At 61.5% G+C, this 18,101-nt stretch carries 20 protein-coding genes; 14 read left to right on the top strand and 6 right to left on the bottom strand.

Going from position 1 to position 18,101, the window contains the following annotated elements; translation table 11 throughout:
- Nucleotides 1-21: 21 nt before the first annotated feature.
- Nucleotides 22-2,661: an MGH1-like glycoside hydrolase domain-containing protein gene (locus tag AO064_RS21070; protein WP_064054545.1), complete on the top strand. Its 2,640-nt coding sequence runs from the start codon at nucleotides 22-24 to the stop codon at nucleotides 2,659-2,661.
- 21 nt (nucleotides 2,662-2,682) lie between these two features.
- On the opposite strand, the gene AO064_RS21065 is transcribed toward AO064_RS21070, so the two are convergent.
- Nucleotides 2,683-3,045: an NUDIX hydrolase gene (locus AO064_RS21065; RefSeq protein ID WP_064054544.1), complete on the bottom strand. Its 363-nt coding sequence runs from the start codon at nucleotides 3,043-3,045 to the stop codon at nucleotides 2,683-2,685.
- A gap of 127 nt (nucleotides 3,046-3,172) precedes the next feature.
- Here AO064_RS21065 and AO064_RS21060 point away from each other — a divergent pair, with 127 nt between their 5' ends.
- On the top strand, nucleotides 3,173-4,153 hold the full coding sequence (locus AO064_RS21060; protein ID WP_046034726.1) for a Gfo/Idh/MocA family protein: 981 nt from the start codon (nucleotides 3,173-3,175) through the stop codon (nucleotides 4,151-4,153).
- Between the two features lie 42 nt (nucleotides 4,154-4,195).
- A complete protein-coding gene (locus AO064_RS21055) occupies nucleotides 4,196-4,825 on the top strand; it encodes a ribonuclease T2 family protein (protein ID WP_012724740.1) in 630 nt (209 codons plus the stop codon).
- On the opposite strand, the gene AO064_RS21050 is transcribed toward AO064_RS21055, so the two are convergent.
- Nucleotides 4,816-5,682: an AraC family transcriptional regulator gene (locus AO064_RS21050; protein ID WP_046034727.1), complete on the bottom strand. Its 867-nt coding sequence runs from the start codon at nucleotides 5,680-5,682 to the stop codon at nucleotides 4,816-4,818. The two genes, AO064_RS21055 and AO064_RS21050, sit on opposite strands and share 10 nt — an antisense overlap.
- Before the next feature lie 109 nt (nucleotides 5,683-5,791).
- Here AO064_RS21050 and AO064_RS21045 point away from each other — a divergent pair, with 109 nt between their 5' ends.
- Nucleotides 5,792-6,202, top strand: coding sequence for a hypothetical protein (locus AO064_RS21045; protein ID WP_012724738.1), 411 nt, complete (start codon nucleotides 5,792-5,794; stop codon nucleotides 6,200-6,202).
- A gap of 33 nt (nucleotides 6,203-6,235) precedes the next feature.
- Here the strand turns inward: AO064_RS21045 and AO064_RS21040 are convergent, their stop codons facing one another.
- Nucleotides 6,236-6,583 (bottom strand): hypothetical protein, encoded by a 348-nt coding sequence (locus tag AO064_RS21040; RefSeq protein ID WP_064054543.1) that lies wholly within the window; start codon nucleotides 6,581-6,583, stop codon nucleotides 6,236-6,238.
- Nucleotides 6,584-6,672: 89 nt separating this feature from the next.
- Here AO064_RS21040 and AO064_RS21035 point away from each other — a divergent pair, with 89 nt between their 5' ends.
- The 4 genes from AO064_RS21035 (at nucleotide 6,673) to glsB (ending at nucleotide 8,849) form a co-directional block, all read left to right on the top strand.
- Nucleotides 6,673-7,017, top strand: a complete 345-nt coding sequence (locus AO064_RS21035; RefSeq protein ID WP_046034730.1) for a hypothetical protein — start codon at nucleotides 6,673-6,675, stop codon at nucleotides 7,015-7,017.
- Nucleotides 7,018-7,087: 70 nt separating this feature from the next.
- A complete protein-coding gene (locus AO064_RS21030) occupies nucleotides 7,088-7,483 on the top strand; it encodes a hypothetical protein (RefSeq protein ID WP_052958860.1) in 396 nt (131 codons plus the stop codon).
- On the top strand, nucleotides 7,473-7,859 hold the full coding sequence (locus tag AO064_RS21025) for a hypothetical protein (protein ID WP_064054542.1): 387 nt from the start codon (nucleotides 7,473-7,475) through the stop codon (nucleotides 7,857-7,859). The genes AO064_RS21030 and AO064_RS21025 overlap by 11 nt, the downstream gene beginning before the upstream one ends.
- Nucleotides 7,860-7,940: 81 nt before the next feature.
- Nucleotides 7,941-8,849 (top strand): glutaminase B, encoded by a 909-nt coding sequence (glsB, locus tag AO064_RS21020; RefSeq protein WP_012724735.1) that lies wholly within the window; start codon nucleotides 7,941-7,943, stop codon nucleotides 8,847-8,849.
- A gap of 38 nt (nucleotides 8,850-8,887) precedes the next feature.
- On the opposite strand, the gene AO064_RS21015 is transcribed toward glsB, so the two are convergent.
- The 3 genes from AO064_RS21015 to AO064_RS21000 all read right to left on the bottom strand — a co-directional run bounded on the left by AO064_RS21015 (nucleotide 8,888) and on the right by AO064_RS21000 (nucleotide 12,213).
- Nucleotides 8,888-9,127 carry a DUF6124 family protein gene (locus AO064_RS21015; RefSeq protein WP_064054541.1) on the bottom strand — a complete coding sequence of 80 codons (240 nt, stop codon included), beginning with the start codon at nucleotides 9,125-9,127 and terminating at the stop codon, nucleotides 8,888-8,890.
- Nucleotides 9,128-9,842: 715 nt separating this feature from the next.
- Nucleotides 9,843-11,087: a saccharopine dehydrogenase family protein gene (locus AO064_RS21005; protein ID WP_012724728.1), complete on the bottom strand. Its 1,245-nt coding sequence runs from the start codon at nucleotides 11,085-11,087 to the stop codon at nucleotides 9,843-9,845.
- A gap of 28 nt (nucleotides 11,088-11,115) precedes the next feature.
- On the bottom strand, nucleotides 11,116-12,213 hold the full coding sequence (locus AO064_RS21000) for a carboxynorspermidine decarboxylase (protein WP_012724727.1): 1,098 nt from the start codon (nucleotides 12,211-12,213) through the stop codon (nucleotides 11,116-11,118).
- A 397-nt stretch (nucleotides 12,214-12,610) separates the two neighbouring features.
- Here AO064_RS21000 and AO064_RS20995 point away from each other — a divergent pair, with 397 nt between their 5' ends.
- From AO064_RS20995 to AO064_RS20970, 6 genes are read left to right on the top strand one after another with little or no spacing between them, the layout of a single operon-like run.
- Nucleotides 12,611-13,630 (top strand): LacI family DNA-binding transcriptional regulator, encoded by a 1,020-nt coding sequence (locus tag AO064_RS20995; protein ID WP_064054539.1) that lies wholly within the window; start codon nucleotides 12,611-12,613, stop codon nucleotides 13,628-13,630.
- On the top strand, nucleotides 13,614-14,618 hold the full coding sequence (locus AO064_RS20990; protein WP_064054538.1) for an ABC transporter substrate-binding protein: 1,005 nt from the start codon (nucleotides 13,614-13,616) through the stop codon (nucleotides 14,616-14,618). Before AO064_RS20995 ends, AO064_RS20990 begins: the two co-directional genes overlap by 17 nt.
- Nucleotides 14,619-15,437, top strand: coding sequence for an ABC transporter permease (locus AO064_RS20985; protein WP_012724724.1), 819 nt, complete (start codon nucleotides 14,619-14,621; stop codon nucleotides 15,435-15,437). It begins immediately after the preceding gene.
- Nucleotides 15,434-16,228 carry an ABC transporter permease gene (locus AO064_RS20980; RefSeq protein WP_046034739.1) on the top strand — a complete coding sequence of 265 codons (795 nt, stop codon included), beginning with the start codon at nucleotides 15,434-15,436 and terminating at the stop codon, nucleotides 16,226-16,228. Before AO064_RS20985 ends, AO064_RS20980 begins: the two co-directional genes overlap by 4 nt.
- Nucleotides 16,225-17,256 (top strand): ABC transporter ATP-binding protein, encoded by a 1,032-nt coding sequence (locus tag AO064_RS20975; RefSeq protein WP_064054537.1) that lies wholly within the window; start codon nucleotides 16,225-16,227, stop codon nucleotides 17,254-17,256. The genes AO064_RS20980 and AO064_RS20975 overlap by 4 nt, the downstream gene beginning before the upstream one ends.
- Before the next feature lie 9 nt (nucleotides 17,257-17,265).
- Nucleotides 17,266-18,099 carry a phosphodiesterase gene (locus AO064_RS20970; RefSeq protein WP_064054536.1) on the top strand — a complete coding sequence of 278 codons (834 nt, stop codon included), beginning with the start codon at nucleotides 17,266-17,268 and terminating at the stop codon, nucleotides 18,097-18,099.
- Nucleotides 18,100-18,101: the final 2 nt, after the last annotated feature.

The raw sequence follows: 18,101 nt of genomic DNA, 5'->3' as shown, positions 1-18,101 counted from the left end.
TGGTAGGCGATGGAGGACCCGATGACGGCCACACCCGACAACCGAATACTTGCAACCCTCGAAGGCCAGCGCCTGGCGCAGCAGGATGCCGAGCGTTGGCGCGAGTGGGGCCCTTACTTGAGTGAACGCCAATGGGGCACGGTGCGCGAAGACTACAGCGCCGATGGCGATGCCTGGACTTACTTCCCCCACGAACACGCACGCAGCCGCGCCTACCGATGGGGCGAGGATGGCCTCGCCGGTTTCAGCGACAAGGCGCAACGTTGGTGCCTGGGCCTGGCCCTGTGGAACGAGCGCGATGCGATCATCAAGGAGCGCCTGTTCGGCCTCAATAACGCCGAGGGCAACCACGGTGAAGACGTCAAGGAACTGTACTTTTTCGTCGATGGGGTGCCGAGCCATGCCTACATGCGCATGCTCTACAAATACCCCCATGCAGCCTTTCCCTACGATGACCTGATCCGCGAAAACGCCCGCCGTGGCCTGGAGGATGCCGAGTACGAGATCCTCGACACCGGCGTGTTCGAAGACAACCGCTACTGCGATGTCAGCGTCGAGTACGCCAAACATCAGCCCGACGACCTCTTCATGCGTATCACGCTGCACAACCGTTCCGAGCAGTCGACCCGCTTGCAGGTGATGCCGCAGTTGTGGGCGCGCAATGACTGGAGCTGGACCTTTGATGCGCCCAAGCCGCAGTTGAAGATGGACGGGGAGCAGGTGCTGGCGCGCCATCCTGAACGGCCGGATCGGCATCTCAGCGCCTGGGGCCAGGAGGGGGTGGAGTGGTTGTTCTGCGAGAACGAAACCAACGTTCCCCGCCTGGATGGCCAGCCGGCGACGGGGCCGTTCAAGGACGGGATCAATGATTACGTGGTCGAGGGTGTTCAATCGGCGATTCGGCGTGACAGCGGCACCAAAGTCGCGGCGCGCTTCATCCTCGAATTGGCAGGCCTTGAGAGTAAAACCCTCTACCTGCGGTTTGCCCCCGTTAACGCGCCGCCGGTCAACGCCCGCAAGCTGTTCGAACAACGCCGTCAAGAGGCGGATGATTTCTACGCCGCCTTGCAACACGGCATCCACGACGACGATGCGCGCAATGTGCAGCGCCAGGCATTGGCTGGCTTGCTGTGGTCCAAGCAGCTGTACTATTTCGATGTGAACCAATGGCTCGACGGCGACCCGGCGCAACCTGCGCCGCCGCCTGAGCGCCTGCATATCCGCAATACTCATTGGCGGCACCTGTCGAACTTCGACATCCTCTCCATGCCTGACACCTGGGAATACCCGTGGTATGCCTCGTGGGACCAGGGCTTCCAGGCGGTGGCCATGGCGCTGATTGATCCGGGGTACGCCAAGCAGCAACTGTTACTGCTGGTGAAAGACCGCTTCATGCACCCCAACGGGCAATTGCCGGCCTATGAATGGCGCTTCGACGACGCTAACCCGCCGGTCCACGCCTGGGCCAGTTGGCGGGTGTACCAGCAGGACAAGGCGTTGAACGGCGTAGGCGACATGGATTTCCTTGAGCGGATTTTCCACAAGCTGCTGCTGAATTTTTCCTGGTGGGTCAACCGCAAGGATGCCGAAGGGCGCAACCTGTTCCAGGGCGGTTTCCTGGGGTTGGACAATATCGCCTTGTTCGACCGCTCGGCCGGGCTGCCGCCGGGGTACCAGCTGGATCAGGCCGACGGCACGGCGTGGGTCGCGGCCTATGCGCTGGACTTGATGCGTATCGGCCTGGAGCTGGCCAAGCGCAATGGGGTGTACGTCGACATCGCCGTTAAGTTCTTTGAGCATTTCCTGTACATCGCGGGCGCCATCAACCGCGTCGACGAGAGCGCCGAAGGCCTGTGGGATGAGCAGGACCTGTTCTTCTACGATGTGCTGCACCGGCCCGACGGCCAGAACGAGCCGGTGCGTCTGCGCTCTATCGTCGGGCTGATGCCCCTGTTTGCCGTGCTGGTGCTGGAGCAGCGCGAGCATGAGGGGTTGGAAGGCTTGCGCGAACGCCTGCTCGGGTTCATGAAGCACCGGCCCGACCTGGCCAAGCTGGTCTCGCGCTGGAATGAGCCAGGGCAGGGCAACCGCCTGTTACTGGCGCTGTTGCGCGGTGAGCGCACCAAGGACCTGCTGCGGCGCATGCTCGATGACAGCGAGTTTTTGTCGACGTTTGGCGTGCGCTCCTTGTCCAAGGCGTTCGCCGAGCAACCCCTGGCGCTGCAAATGAACGGCAACACCCTCAGTGCACGCTATCAACCCGGCGAATCCGACTCGCGGCTGTATGGCGGCAACTCCAACTGGCGCGGGCCGCTGTGGATGCCGGTGAACTACATGCTGATCGAGTCGTTGCGGGAATTTCACCGCTACTACGCGGATAACTTTTCGGTGGAGTACCCGACCGGCAGCGGTTATCTGTCCTCCCTGGAGGAAGTGGCCGACAGCCTCAGTCAGCGGCTGACGCGGTTGTTTCTCAGGGATGAAAACGGTTCGCGACCGTCGATGGCGGGGTATGCGCAGCTGGAGGCGGACCCGGCCAGCCGTGACCTGGTGTTGTTCCATGAATATTTTCATGGGGAAACCGGGCGCGGGTTGGGCGCGTCCCATCAGACGGGGTGGAGTGCGTTGGTGGCGTTGCTGCTGCAGCCTGGGGTTGAGTAATACGCCGGACAGAGCGCTGAACTACAGGCGACGCAGAAAGGATCTGACGATATGCCGGGTGGCGTCGGTGGTGTCCAGTTCATCCATCGCGCCATAGGCATGCCACTGGCAGTCGACGATTTCGTTGCGAGGCCGCGCGTCTTCGATGTTCACCACCGAGGCCTCGAACACATGGTGCAGGGTGTCGCGGGCCTTGAGTTCCTGCAAGTACAGCAAGCCGTCCACGTTCAATCCGGTTTCTTCTTCCAGCTCGCGCTCGGCAGCGCCGACCGGGCGCTCGTTGCGTTCAACCTTGCCGCCCGGCAACGCCCATTTCGATCTGGCCTTGCGCACGAAGAGGATATGCCCCTCGTGTTCGCAAATGACCGTAGCCCTGATTTTCATCGTCTGTGCCCCCGCAGTGAGATGATTGTCATAAAAGTGTAATGCAATTGTCATGCTGAGTGGTTATGGCGCTGACGTGTGGGGATGTGGATACTGCCCGATTGACGAAAACGCACGAGGGAAACCGATGAACACCGTACGCTGGGGCATGATCGGCTGTGGCAGTGTCACTGAATTGAAGAGTGGACCCGCCTTCTACAAAGCGCCAGGTTCGGCGCTGGTGGCCGTCATGGGGCGCCGCGAGGAAGCCGTGCGCGATTATGCGGCGCGCCATGGCATTGCCCGCTTCTATACCGACGCCCAGGCCCTGATCGACGATCCCGAGGTGGACGCGGTGTACATCGCCACGCCACCCGACAGCCACCTTGAATACAGCCTGATGGTGGCCGCAGCGGGCAAGCATTGCTGTGTCGAAAAACCGATGGCATTGAATGCCGAGCAAAGCGCATTGATGCAGCGCACCTTCGAGCGTGCCGGCCTGCACCTGTTTGTTTCGTACTACCGCCGTTCGCTGCCGCGTTTCCAACAAGTGCGCCAGTGGCTGCAAGAGGGGCGCATCGGCCAACTGCGCCACCTGACCTGGACCCTGTGCAAGCCACCGGGCGCCGATGACGCCGACGCCGCCAATTGGCGCACCGACCCGCTGATTGCCGGCGGCGGTTACTTTGCCGACCTGGCCAGCCATGGGTTTGACCTGTTCCAGTACCTGGCCGGGGATATTGTCGAGGTCTCGGGCTTCACCGCGCGACAGGCCGGGCAGTATGCCGCCGAGGATGCCGTGACGGCCTGTTGGACATTTGCGTCCGGCGCGCTGGGCATGGGCTGCTGGAACTTTGTCGCCGACCGTCGTGAAGACCGGGTCGAGCTGATTGGCAGCAAGGGGCGCATTACCTTTGCAGTATTCGAGGACCAGCCGCTGCGCCTGGAAGGCGAGGTCGACGAGGTGCTGGACGTGCCTTGCCACGCGCATATCCAGTGGCACCACGTGTTGGCCATGAACGCCCATATCCGCGGGGAAGCCGAACACCCTTCACAGGCGATCGAGGCGTTGAAGACCGATCGGATCCTCGACAAGGTGCTACAACGTAACCCCCATCATCCTGGGTAGTTGCAATAGGGTAGTGATTCATTTTTCTAAGGGAACACGGGGATGAAATACTGGATGGTGTTGTGGCTGGCCATTGCCACAAGTGCAATGGCGGCGCCACGGGAGCAGCGGCCGGCGGGGGATTTTGATTTTTATGTGCTGTCGCTGTCATGGTCGCCGACGTTCTGCCTGACGCACCCGGACAACGAGCAGTGTTCGGGCAAAGGCTACGGCTTCGTGTTGCACGGACTGTGGCCGCAATACGCTCGGGGCGGGTGGCCGGCGTCGTGCGAGCCTCAATCGCAGCTCTCGGCCGAAGACATGGCCAAGGGCGCGCTGATGTTTCCCACGCGCTCGCTGCTCAAGCATGAATGGGCCAAGCACGGCACCTGCAGTGGCCTGGAGGCCTCGCGCTACCTGGAGGCCACTGATGCGGCGTTGGGCGCCGTGCAGATCCCACCGCAACTGCAGCCGTTCAATGTGCCCAATTATTTGCAAGCCCGGGACATCGAACAGCTGTTCCGCGAGAGCAACCCCGCCATGGGCGACCACAGTGTGGCGGTGATCTGCAAAGGCAAGGTGTTGTCTGAAGTACGGATATGCCTGAGCAAGGAATTGCGCTTTGCCGGTTGCCCCAGGAGCGTGAAGACCCAGTGCCGGGACGGTGACATCCGGATCCCGGTTCAGCGTTGAGCCGGCGCCTGGAGCGCGTGCAACGCAATGGTCGCGGCCGCGTTCGCACTGGAGGCCCCGGCGCGATCCGCCAGGTAGCGCGCGGGCGGTTGGCCCATTGCCTTGCGGAACATGGTGATAAAGCCGCTGGCGTTCTCATAACCCAAGTCCAGGGCGACCCGCTGCACGCTTTCACCCCTGGCCAGGCGTTGCAATGACAGGATCACATGCAACTGCCGGCGCCAGCGGCCGAAACTCAGGCCGAACTCTTCCAGCAGCAGGCGCGTCATGCTGCGCTCGCTCATGCCGATGCGCACGGCCCACTGGCCGAGGGTGGCCTTGTCGCCGGGGTTGGCCAGCAGGCTGTCGGCCAGGCGCCGCAACCGTGGGTCCTGGGGCATTGGCAGGTGCAAGTCTTCGATGGGCGCCTGGGCCAACTCGTCCAGCAGCGTGCTGATCAACCGGCCCTGAGCGCCGTCCTCTTCGTACCAATGCTCAAAACTCACCGCCTTAGTAATCAACTCATGCAACAGGCCGGACACCGCCAGCGTGCAGCATTGCGGGGGCAGGGCGCCAGCGGCGTGCGGGTCGATCAGCAGGCAATACACCTCGGCTTCGCCGGCCCCCCGCGCCGCATGTGAAAGGCCGCCGGGGATCCACAGCGCGCACTGGGGCGGCACAATCCAGATACCGGCCTCGATCTGGCAATGAATCACCCCGCGCAGGGTGTACATCAACTGGCCCTTGCGATGGACATGCGGTGCATGCTCCCAGGTCTGGGACGTGCTGGTGGCGCCCACGGCCACCACGGCGCGCGGGATCATGTCGGCGTCCTTGGCCCTGGAGGGGTCGAATTGATCAAGGCGGTGGCGCGTCATGGCGGTTTCACAGCTTGGCTGAATTGCGAAACATTCTGGCTATTCTGTGCAATGCCGTCCAGCAGGTAGATCCCTATGATGAGATCAACTCTCATTAAAGGGCTCTGCCATGCGACTCGACAGTTCAACATTCCCAGTGGTGAAAATCGTCTTTGATGCGCCAAACGAAGGCGGGCCCGACGATGCATTCGTGGTCTTCGAAGGCCTGCTGGCCCGCCAGCAAGCCTTCGTGCTGCTGCATGAAAAGGCCGAAGATGAAAACAGTCACGAACACTCCCACGAAGAGCGCAAACAGGCGTCGATCTGGATGAAGAAAAACAGGCCGGCCCTGCGCACGTACGTCAGGGGCATGATCCAGGTCGAGCCCAGCGCTGCGCAGCGGCTGGCGCTCAAGCCGTTTGCCGTGATGTTTGGCAAGGCGTGGGGCTACCCGTTGCTGGTGGTGGAATCCAAAGACCGCGCCTGGGCGCTGGCGCGGGATGTGCTGGATGATCGGGTGTCGGATGTGGCGCATTTTTAACGCGGCCTACAGTCCGCAAAAATGTGGCGCTCTTCAGTCCACGCACATCGCCCGGCCCAGCTGGCCTTTCTCGACAGTGGCGGAGCAACCAAAGCGGCCGTTATCCGCCTGGCACGCGCCTGTTACCGGCCGATTTTCGGAGGATGTGGTCACGCTGGTCCGGCATTCGCCTTCACACTGGCTCGAATCGGTACACGCCTTGCCCGCGTCCTTGTAGGGCGTGATGCACTTCCAGCTCTGCAGTTTGCCGACTTGCTTCATGCTGCCGCCGCCGGCCAGGCATTCAGACGCAGGGGCATCCGGGGCGGGCGGAGCTGTGTGGGAGGTGGTGGAACACGCCGATATCAACAGCAGGGCGGCCAGGCTGATCATCAACTTCATGCAAAATCCTCGTGGAGTAAGCGCAACGGTGCAGTGTATGGGCATCTGGACTACTTTGATTGACGAGCGATCCCTAGCCGGTACTTGCCATGCGCACGTTATGGAAACGATATAAGGCGTTGTTGGAAAACGATCTGAGCACGCAGATTTTCGACAATGTGAAAAACCTGCTGGTGTGCGCGCTGCTGTTTGCGGCGGGGACCAACACATTGCTTGGGCAGCGTGATTTGTTCATCGGGGTTTTCGCCTCCAGTGTGGCCGGCTGGGGTCTGATCATTCTGTCGACGCTGCTGATGCTCTTGAACGTCAGCGACGGGATCCGCCGGCTCGCCAAGCTACGTTATCACCTGGCACTGCAATTGCTGTTGATCCTGGTTTACCTGGTGATTGCCGAGCGTGTGGTAGAGATTGTGTGGGGCTTTCGCGCGCATTGAATTCCATAGGGCAGGCAGGTCTACGCCGCGTTTGCATTAGAATCGCCCGTACGCAGCCAGGATGCACATCATGCACACGCTCTATTGTTACGTCGACGGATCTGATAACCAAACCGTCGAACCCGTATTGGTCGACGCCTTTCGCGCGTTGGTCAGCGATTGGGCGCAGTATCGCGCCGTTCTTGTGAATCACCAGCACGAACGTACACCCGACATGGCGCCTGATGATCTGAGCGATTGGTTTATCGGGCTCAATCTTCCTTTACCCCACGTTAGTCGATCTCTAATTGACCAACTGGTCCTGTTCACCAAAGCCTTGGCTGGCGTAACAGCACGTGATTTTGTGGTGGGTATTTCGTCGCCCTCTGGGGGGAGCGAGGATCTGGTGTTTCTCAATGCAAACGCTGACGCGAGTGAGGGTTCACGCCTGTACACAAAGTTGGAGGCTACGCTCCATGGGGCTTGATATTCACCTTGAGGCTGATCGGCGAATGTCTTTGGCACAGCTGGCAGACGCCGTGAGTGCGGTGGGTGTTGCTGAGCTGGAACAGAATGAACAGTCGGTGGAGGCGCGCTTTTATTCAGGTCTTTTCCTGAGCGGCTGCTATGAAGTGGATGATCCTGAAATTCGTGCCCAGCGCCCCAGTGATCTGGCGTTTCCGGTCGCCATTCGTTGTTATCTGCGCATCAAGGGGCCTGCGCCGGAGGACGCCGATCCATTGGCTGACGTCAGGGAACTGGTGGAGCAACTGACTGCGAGGTGTGACGCCTGTTTCTTGATGTCGTTTCAGTACGAGTCCCTAATGTATTATCGAGACGAGGGTGGGCTTCACGTTCTGTAGTGCGCTACCTGACCTGCGTGTTTCAGGTATCCTCCGCGCCCCGCTTATCACTGATTCAAAGAAACAATGACCGGACAAGACATGCAGGCGATGCTCTCGTCGATTCTCGACGAAGTGCGTCCACTGATCGGCCTCGGCAAAGTCGCCGATTACATCCCCGCGCTGGCCGATGTACCGGCCAACCAACTCGGTATCGCCGTGTACGGCAACGACGGCTCGGCCTACCGCGCCGGTGATGCCGATACGCTGTTTTCGGTGCAGAGCATCTCCAAGGTGTTCAGCCTGGTGCAGGCCATCGACCACGGCGGCGAAACCATCTGGGAGCGCTTGGGCCACGAGCCGTCAGGGCAGCCGTTCAACTCCATGGTGCAGTTGGAATTCGAACGCGGGCGCCCGCGCAATCCGTTCATCAATGCGGGTGCGCTGGTGATCTGCGACATCAACCAGTCGCGCTTCGCCGTGCCGATCCTGTCGATGCGCGACTTCGTGCGGCGCCTGTCGGGCAACCCACACATCCTGGTCAACAGCGTCGTCGCCGAATCCGAAGCCCAGCATGGTGCGCGCAACGCCGCCATGGCCTACCTGATGAAATCCTTCGGCAACTTCCACAACGACGTGGATGCCGTGCTGCACAGCTACTTCAACTACTGCGCGCTGCAAATGAGCTGCGTGGATCTGGCCAAGGCGTTCAGCTTCCTGGCAAACGAGGGCACGAGTGCCCACAGCGGCGAACAGATTCTGACCGCCCGACAGACCCGGCAAGTCAACTCGATCATGGCCACCAGCGGGCTGTATGACGAGGCAGGGAATTTTGCTTACCGCGTCGGCTTGCCGGGCAAGAGCGGAGTAGGTGGCGGGATCGTTGCCGTGGTGCCGGGGCAGTTTACGGTGTGCGTGTGGTCGCCGGAGTTGAACGCGGCGGGGAATTCTTTGGCGGGGATGAAGGCGTTGGAGTTGTTGAGTGAGCGGATTGGGTGGTCGGTGTTTTGAGATCGTTCCCGTTTATGGGAACGATCGTCTTTGATGATTCAGGCTACTGGGTAAGCCGTATTCAGCGCCTTGTCGACCAATAGTTGCACCCCTTCCAGCATGCGGCAGATGCCCAGCGCAATGTTGCGTTGGGCGCCGTTTACTTCAAATGCCAGGTGGGCCGCGATGTCGTTGATGGCGGCGAGGTCTTGGGAGGCGTTGGCCAGCAAGGTTTCCGTGTCTAAGTCGGCGCGGACGGTGAAGAGTGTTTCTGGGGGATTTGGACTGTCTTTGATCATGGTGAAGCTCCTTTGTAAATGGAGCTGCCACGATTCGCAGTCAACCGAATTAGGGTGGCAGCTATACGCGGGTTGACCGACCGGCCAAAGAAGCAAAACCGGCATACCCGAAGGTATCCCGCGTACAGCTGCCGCGACACAATACATCAGGCGTAAAAAAACGCCGAAGATCGGTGTAGGCGCAGTTGCTCTTTGAAGTCGGACGGTCAAATCCGGCCGCTGAATTGGCAGCGACGGAGCAGAGGTTAGTGAGCGAAGTTCCGAGCGACAACCTGAAACCCTTGTGGGAAAAGTCCTGGAACTCATGGCTAAATGCGATCCCCTGTGGCGAGGGAGCTTGCTCCCGTTGGGCCGCGAAGCGGCCCCAGGACGGTTTGCGCGGTATACCTGATGCGGCTCGGTTGTCGGGTTTGGGGGCTGCTGCGCAGCCCAGCGCGAGCAAGCTCGCTCACTACAGGGACGTATTTCAACCGATCCAACAGCTCGCGATCGAGAAGTTGCTGGGCGACATGACCCTGGGTGCGCCGGCGCTTTTACAATGTTCGAGAGCGCTGAGCAACTCGGCCCGGAACTTGGAATAACAGACACCCTAAAACCAAATGTGGGAGGGGGCTTGCCCCCGATTGCAGTGTGTCAGTCAATACAGCTGTGACTGATCTACCGCTCTCGGGGGCAAGCCCCCTCCCACATTTTTGTTCGGTCAGCGATCGCCTATTCAGGCAATTGCATCCCAAGCCCGATCACCGTGCTCGTCTTTAATCCGAGTCGGCAAGCCCATCACGTCCAGCGCTTTCAGGAACGGCTCAGCGGGCAATTCCTCGACGTTGGCCATGTGCTTCACATCCCACTCACCGCGCGCTACCAGCAGCGCAGCGGCTACGGGTGGAACGCCTGCGGTGTAGGAGATGCCTTGGCTGTCGGTCTCGGCAAAGGCTTCTTCATGGCACGCCACGTTGTAGATGAACATCTCGTGGGGTTGGCCGTTCTTGGTGCCTTTGACCAGGTCGCCGATGCAGGTCTTGCCGGTGTAGCCCGGCGCGAGCGAAGACGGGTCGGGCAGTACGGCCTTGACCAGTTTCAGCGGCACGACTTCCAGGCCTTCGGCGGTGGTGACCGGCTTTTCGGAGAGCAGGCCGAGGTTCTTCAGCACGGTAAACACGTTGATGTAGTGTTCGCCGAAGCTCATCCAGAAACGCACGTTGGGCACGTCGAGGTTTTTCGACAGCGAGTGCACTTCATCGTGGCCGGTGAGGTAAAGGTTCTGCGAACCGACGACCGGCAGGTCGTCGGTGCGTTTGACTTCGAACATGGTGTTGCTGGTCCACTGGCTGTTCTGCCAGCTCCACACCTGTCCGGTGAACTCGCGGAAGTTGATTTCCGGGTCGAAGTTGGTGGCGAAGTATTTGCCATGGGAGCCGGCATTGACGTCGAGGATGTCGATCGAATCAATGCGGTCGAAATGCTGTTGCTGCGCCAGCGCGGCATACGCGTTGACGACACCCGGGTCGAAGCCCACGCCAAGGATGGCGGTGATGTTCTTCTGTTTGCACTCTTCCAGGTGGTTCCACTCGTAGTTGCCGTACCACGGCGGGGTCTCGCAGACCTTGCCCGGCTCTTCGTGGATGGCGGTGTCGAGGTACGCAACGCCCGTGTCGATGCAGGCCCGCAGGACCGACATGTTGAGGAACGCGGAGCCGACGTTGATGACGATCTGCGATTCGGTCTCGCGGATCAGGGCCTTGGTCGCTTCCACGTCCAGGGCGTTCAGCGCGAAGGCTTGGATATCGGCGGGAACCTTGAGGCTACCCTTGGCCTTGACGCTGTCGATGATGGCCTGGCATTTGGAGATGTTGCGCGACGCGATAGCAATACGACCGAGTTCGTCGTTGTGCTGCGCGCACTTGTGGGCCACCACCTTGGCGACACCTCCTGCACCAATGATAAGAACGTTCTTTTTCAATTGCTTTATCTCTCCTTTATCCGCCAGCTTACGAAAGGCTGGACAGGTAGTCGTCGTAACCAAATTCACGAACCACTTCGACTGTACCGTCGAGTTGTTTCACTACGATGGACGGCATTTTCAGGCCGTTGAACCAGTTTTTCTTGACCATGGTGTAGCCTGCGGTGTCGATGAACGACAGCCGATCGCCGATGGCCAGCGGACGATCAAATTGATACTCGCCGAAGATGTCCCCGGCCAGGCAGGATTTGCCGCACACCATGACGGTGTGTTCGCCATCGCTTGGCGCCAGCTTGGCGTTGAGGCGATAGATCAGCAGGTCCAGCAGGTGGGCTTCGATGGAACTGTCGACCACGGCGAGGTTCTTGCCGTTGTAGAGGGTGTCGAGCACGGTGACTTCCAGGGAGGCGCTGTTGGTGATCGCCGCTTCGCCGGGTTCCAAGTAGACCTGCACGCCGTACTTTTCGGAGAACGCCTTCAAGCGCGCGCAGAACGCGTCCACGGCATAGTCTTCACCGGTGAAGTGGATGCCACCGCCGAGGCTGACCCACTCGACCTTGTGCAGCAGCGCGCCGAAGCGTTCTTCGATGGTGCCGAGCATGTTGTCGAACAGGCTGAAATCGCCGTTCTCGCAGTTGTTGTGGAACATGAAGCCGGAGATCTGCTCGATCACGCCTTCGATCTTCACCGGGTCCCATTCGCCCAGACGGCTGAACGGACGCGCCGGGTCGGCCAGCAAGTAGTCGGAACTGCTCACCTGCGGGTTGACGCGCAGGCCGCGGGTCTTGCCTTCGGAGCGCTCGGCAAAGCGCTGCAGCTGGCTGATGGAGTTGAAGATGATCTTGTCGCAGTTATCCAGCATCTCTTCGATTTCATCGTCGGCCCAGGCGACGCTGTAGGCGTGCGCCTCGCCTTCGAACTTCTGGCGGCCGAGCTTGAGCTCATACAGCGACGACGAGGTGGTGCCGTCCATGTATTGCTGCATCAGGTCGAACACCGACCAGGTGGCAAAGCACTTGAGCGCCAGCAGGGCCTTGGCGCCGGACTGCTCGCGCACGTAAGCAATCTTCTGCATGTTGACCAGAAGCTTCTGTTTATCGATGAGGTAGTACGGCGTTTTGATCATTTTTGAGAGCCTGCGGCGGTGCCTGCCAAAAAAGGACACGCATTGTGCCCGCACTTGGATCGAATCGAAAGGTTAGTGGGCGGATTTTGCTGCCCTTGGTTTACGAGCGTAGCGCCGGAGTATGACTGTTCAGGGGCCGACACCGTTTTTTTGTAGTGAGCGGGCTTGCCCCGCGCTGGGGGGCGAAGCCGCCCTAAATCCAGGCACCACGATTTTTCTGGAGCTCCGCGGCGTCCTTATTGGGGTGGCTTCGCCACCCAGCGCGGGGCAAGCCCGCTCACCACAGGTGCATGGCAGCAGTCCTTGGCTGACATCAAATCGTCATGTTCTCGGCACCGAACTGCCACATTCCCCCGCTACTGTCCTCGCCAATGAGATCGATCTCAAGCGAGTGACAATGACTGACCTGAAAGACGTTGCGCGCCTGGCTGGCGTATCCCGCGCCACCGCCGCCCGCACCTTTGCCTCCCCCGACCAAGTGCGCCCGACCACCCGCGAGCAGGTGTTCGCCGCCGCCCGTGAGTTGGGCTTCCGGCCGAACCTGCTGGGCCGCCAATTGCGCCTGCAAACCACCCAATTGATCGGCGTGGTGGTGCCTAACCTGCTCAACCCGGTGTTTGCCGAGCAGTTCCAGGCCATGGAGCGCGCTGCACGGTCGCGCGGCTACAGCCTGTTGCTGGCAACCACCGACTACAGCAGTGAACGCGAGTGCATTGTGGTGGAAGAGCTGCTGCGCCAGCGCGTCGACGGCCTGGTGCTGACGGTCACCGATGCCGAGAGCAATAGCGTGCTCAGCAGCCTGAACACCGAACAGACGCCGTTCGTGCTGGCCTACCACCAACCTAGCAACCCCAACTACAGCGCCGTGTCGGTCGACAACCGCGCCGGCATGGCCATGGCAACACGGTATCTGCTGGACGCCGGACACCGGCGCATCAGCATGGTCGCTGGCCCCGCTTTGCAATCGGACCGTGCCCGCCTGCGTTACGCCGGTTACTGCGATGCGATGAAGGAATACGGCCTCAAGAGCCGCCCGGTGATCGAAATGCCGGCCCACACCCAGGCCGAATTCGCTGCTATCGAACCTTTCCTCCACGGGGCCGAAGCCCCCACCGCTTTGGTGTGCTCCAACGATTTCCTGGCAATCAGCCTGATCGCTGAGTTGCGCCGCAACGCCTGGAACGTACCCGAACAACTCTCGGTGATGGGGTTCGACGGCATCAGCCTCGGCACCCAGATGCACCCGACCCTGTGCAGCGTGGTGCAGCCCATTGCGCTGCTCGCCAGCACCGTGATTGACCAGTTGCTGGCGCAGATCGCCGGCAACGCCCCGATTTCCCATTGCCTGCCTTGCCACATTCGACCAGGCGACAGTACCCAACCCCATGAGGAGACCCTTGATGCGCGCACTCAGTAAAACCCTGGCAGCCCTGCTGCTGTGCGGTACGGCCAGCCTGGCCCAGGCCGCCGACACCGCGATTTGCTACAACTGCCCGCCGGACTGGGCCGACTGGGGCACTCAGCTCAAGGCCATCGCCGCCAGCACCGGCGTGCAGGTGCCGCTGGACAACAAGAACTCCGGCCAGTCCCTGGCGCAGTTGGTGGCGGAGAAAGCCGCACCGGTCGCCGACGTCGTTTACTACGGCGTGACCTTCGGTCTGCAGGCACAAAAAGCCCAGGTGGTCGACACCTACAAACCCAAGGCCTGGGAGCAGATTCCGGCGGGCCTCAAAGACCCTGCCGGCCACTGGTTCGCGATCCATTCCGGCACCTTGGGCATCATGGTCAACGTTGATGCACTCGGTGGTTTGCCGGTGCCGCAAAGCTGGGCCGACCTGCTCAAGCCAGAGTACAAAGGCATGGTCGGTTACCTCGACCCGTCCAGCGCCTTCGTCGGCTACGTGTCGGCAGTGGCGATCAACCGCGCCATGGGCGGCGACCTCGACAACTTTGCCCCGGCCATCGACTACTTCCAGAAACTGGCGAAGAACGCGCCCATCGTGCCCAAGCAAACCGCGTATGCACGGGTGCTGTCCGGTGAGTTGCCGATCCTGGTGGACTACGACTTCAACGCCTACCGCGCGCGCTACAAAGACAAGGCCAACGTCGCCTTCGTGATCCCCAAGGAAGGCAGCATCAGCGTGCCTTACGTGATGAGCCTGGTCGCCAACGCGCCGCACCGCGCCAATGCCGAAAAAGTCCTCGACTTCGTGCTGTCGGACGAAGGCCAGGCACTGTGGGCCAAGGCGTACCTGCGCCCTGTGCGCCCGATGAAAATGCCGGCCGACGTCGCCGCGCAGTTCCTGTCCGACAGCGATTACGCGCGCGCCGGGGTGGTGGACTACGAAAAAATGGCCGCTGTGCAGGAAGCCTTCGCCGCCCGTTACCTGAACGAGGTCAAGTAAGTGGCAGCATCGGCAAGACATGCCGCCTGGGCACTGGCCCCGGCGTTTGCGGTGCTGCTCGCGTTCTGGCTGTTGCCGCTCGCGCACTTGGTGCTGCTCGGTGCCGAAAGCCGTGACAGCAACGGCAGTGGTTACTGGCAGGTGCTCAGCAGTGCGCAGTACCTGGGCAGCCTTGGGCAAACCCTGGTGCTGGCGGTGGTGGTGACGCTGGTTGCGTTGGTGATCGGCGGCATCAGCGGCGTGTTTCTCGCCCGCCAGCAGTTCTTCGGGCGCTCGGCGCTGGTGGCATTGCTGACGTTTCCGCTGGCGTTTCCCGGCGTGGTAGTGGGCTTCCTGGTGATTCTGCTGGCGGGGCGCCAGGGCCTGTTTGCCGCCCTGGGCCTGCAACTGGCGGGTGAGCGCTGGATCTTTGCCTACTCGCTGGCGGGGTTGTTCGTGGGGTACCTGTATTTCTCGATTCCACGGGTGATCCTCACGGTGATGGCCGCCTGCGAAAGCCTCGACCGCAGCCTGGAAGAAGCCGCGCATTCGCTGGGCGCCGGGCATTGGCGGGTGGTGTGCGATGTGATTGTGCCGGGCCTGGCGCCGGCGCTGGCGTCGTGCGGGGCGATCTGTTTTGCCACGTCCATGGGCGCCTTTGGCACCGCCTTTACCTTGGGCACGCGGCTGAATGTCACCCCGGTGGCGATCTACAACGTGTTTACCAACTACGCCAACTTTGCCGTGGCTGCCGCGCTGTCGGTGGTGCTCGGCGCGGTGACCTGGGCCGTGTTGCTGCTCACGCGCCGCCTGGTGAAAAACGCGGGGACTGTGCTGTGAAACGCTCATCGCTGTTTGTGATGCAACTGCTGTTTACACTGCTGGTGTGTGCCTTCATGTTGGTGCCGGTGCTCATGTCGCTGCTGGCCGGGCTGACGCGCAATTTCTTTGTGGGCCTGTCCAGCGGCTTGACCTTCGATTGGTTGATCCAGGTGTGGCAGGCCTATTCGCCCACCGTGTGGCTGTCGCTGCAACTGGCGCTGGCCTGTGCCGTGTGCGTCTGCGTGATTGGCGTACCGGCGGCCTACGCATTGGTGCGTATGAACAACCGCTTCAGCCGCGCCTTTGAAGAACTGATGGTGCTGCCGGTGGCCATGCCCGGACTGGCCAGTGCGCTGGCCTTGCTGCTCACCTACGGCCAGTTCGGCGGCTTCCGTAGCAGCTGGGTGTTCATTCTGGTCGGCCACGTGTTGTTCACCTTGCCGTTCCTGGTACGCCCGGTGATGGCGGTGATGCAGCGCCAGCAATTGCCGGTGCTGGAGGAGGCGGCGGCCAGCCTGGGCGCCGGTCCGATCAAGCGTTTCTTCAGCGTGGTGGTGCCCAACTGCCGGGCGGGGATCCTGGCCGGTGTGCTGATGGTGGTCACCTTGTCCCTGGGTGAGTTCAACCTGACCTGGATGCTCCATACGCCGATGACCAAGACCTTGCCCGTGGGCCTGGCCGACAGCTACGCCTCGGCGCGCCTGGAAATCGCCAGCGCCTACACCCTTATCTTTTTGCTGATGATCGTGCCGCTGCTGATCGCGCTGCAGGCCATCAGTGCCCGTTTGTCCCGTGGAGAGCGTCGATGACCGCTATCACTATCCGCCTGCAAGGCTGTCGCAAGGCGTTCGCCGACGGCACCGTGGCCGTGCATGACTTGAACCTGACCGTCGAAGGCGGCGAAACCCTGGCGATCCTTGGCCCGTCAGGCTGTGGCAAAACCACGACCTTGCGCCTGATCGCCGGCCTGGAACGCCCGGATGTGGGCCAGGTGTTTTTTGGCGATCAGGACGTGACCCGCCTGCCGATCGAACGCCGCGACGTGGGCATGGTGTTCCAGAACTACGCGCTGTTTCCCAACCTGGATGTGGCGGGGAATATAGTTTACGGCTTGAAGATTCGCGGCATGTCGGTGCCTGAACGCAACAAGCGCTGCGACGAATTGCTGGAACTGGTGGGCTTGCAGCATCACGGCAAGCGCAGCATCCACGAGCTCTCCGGCGGCCAGCGTCAGCGTGTGGCCCTGGCCCGTGCCTTGGCGCCGCGCCCCAAGGTGTTATTGCTGGATGAACCGCTGGCGGCCCTCGATGCGCAATTGCGCGAACGGCTGCGCAGCGAACTGAACGAACTGCTGCGCGGGCTCGGCATCACCTCGGTGTTCGTCACCCACGACCAGGGTGAAGCCATGGCCCTGGGCGACCGCATCCTGGTGATGGAACACGGGCGTGTCGCCCAACTGGCCAGCCCACGGGACATCTACCAGAAACCGGCCAACGCCTTCGTCGCGGGGTTTGTCGGCAACCTCAATGCCTTCGCGGTGATCGAGTCTTCAGCGCATGGCTTGAAAGTCTGCGGCGGCGAGTTGCCGTGGCACGGAGCGGACCTGCCCAGCACGATCTACTGCCGCCCTGAACACTTGCGGGTGATGGAAGGAGAAGGGCACCTGCACGGCCATCTGCTGGCGCAGTTTTTTCAGGGCGCGCAAAGCCGCCTGCTCGTGGACGTGGGCGGCCCGCAACCGCTGCTGGTCGACAGCAGCGACAACCAGCTCTACACCGTCGGCGCGCCGATTGCCTTGGCGATTGCGCCGCACATGTTGTTCACCCTGAATGCTTGAGAATCTATTGTGAATCGTCCGTTCCTCGTCGCGCAGATCAGCGACCTGCACCTTAAAGCCGGCCAACGCCTCACCTATGGCGTTGTCGACACCCTGGGCGCGCTGCGCCGTGCCGTCGACCACCTGAACGCCAGTCACCCGCGCCCCGATATCGTGGTGATCAGCGGTGACCTGGTGGATTTCGGCCGCGCCGATGAATACGCCGTGCTGCACCCTGAACTCGCCCGCCTGCAGATGCCCTGCTACCTGGTGCCCGGCAACCACGACACACGCGGTCCGCTGCTGGAGGCGTTCCGTGATCACGCGTATTTGCCTTTGTCGGCGGATGGCCCATTGGACTGGGTGGTAGACGACCACCCGCTGCGCCTGATCGGCCTCGACTCGACCATCCCGGGAGGTCACGGCGGCCAGTTACTCGACAGCCAACTGCAGTGGCTCGACGAGCAGTTGGCGCTGCGCCCGCAGGCGCCAACGCTGTTGATCCTGCATCACCCGCCGTTTATCAGCGGCATCGGCCATATGGACCGTGAACCTTTCATCAACGCCGCCGCCCTCGAGCAGGTCGTTGCGCGCCATCCGCAAGTGGAGCGCCTGTTGTGCGGGCACCTGCACCGGCCGATGCAGCGGCGTTTCGGCGGCAGTGTGAGTTGTGTGTGCCCCGGCACTTCTCACCAGATCGTGCTGGATTTGCAAGAAGCGGCGCCCGCGCATTTCAACCTGGAGCCGGCGGGCTATTTGTTGCATCGCTGGGAGGCGCAACAAGGTTTGATCAGCCACAACGGCGTATTCGGGGACTACCCGGGGCCGTATCCGTTTTATGACGCTCATGGGTTAATTGACTGAGG

It is taken from the genome of Pseudomonas marginalis, from assembly GCF_001645105.1.
GTDB classification, from domain to species: domain Bacteria; phylum Pseudomonadota; class Gammaproteobacteria; order Pseudomonadales; family Pseudomonadaceae; genus Aquipseudomonas; species Aquipseudomonas petroselini.
This window is presented reverse-complemented; position numbering and strand designations above follow the sequence as displayed.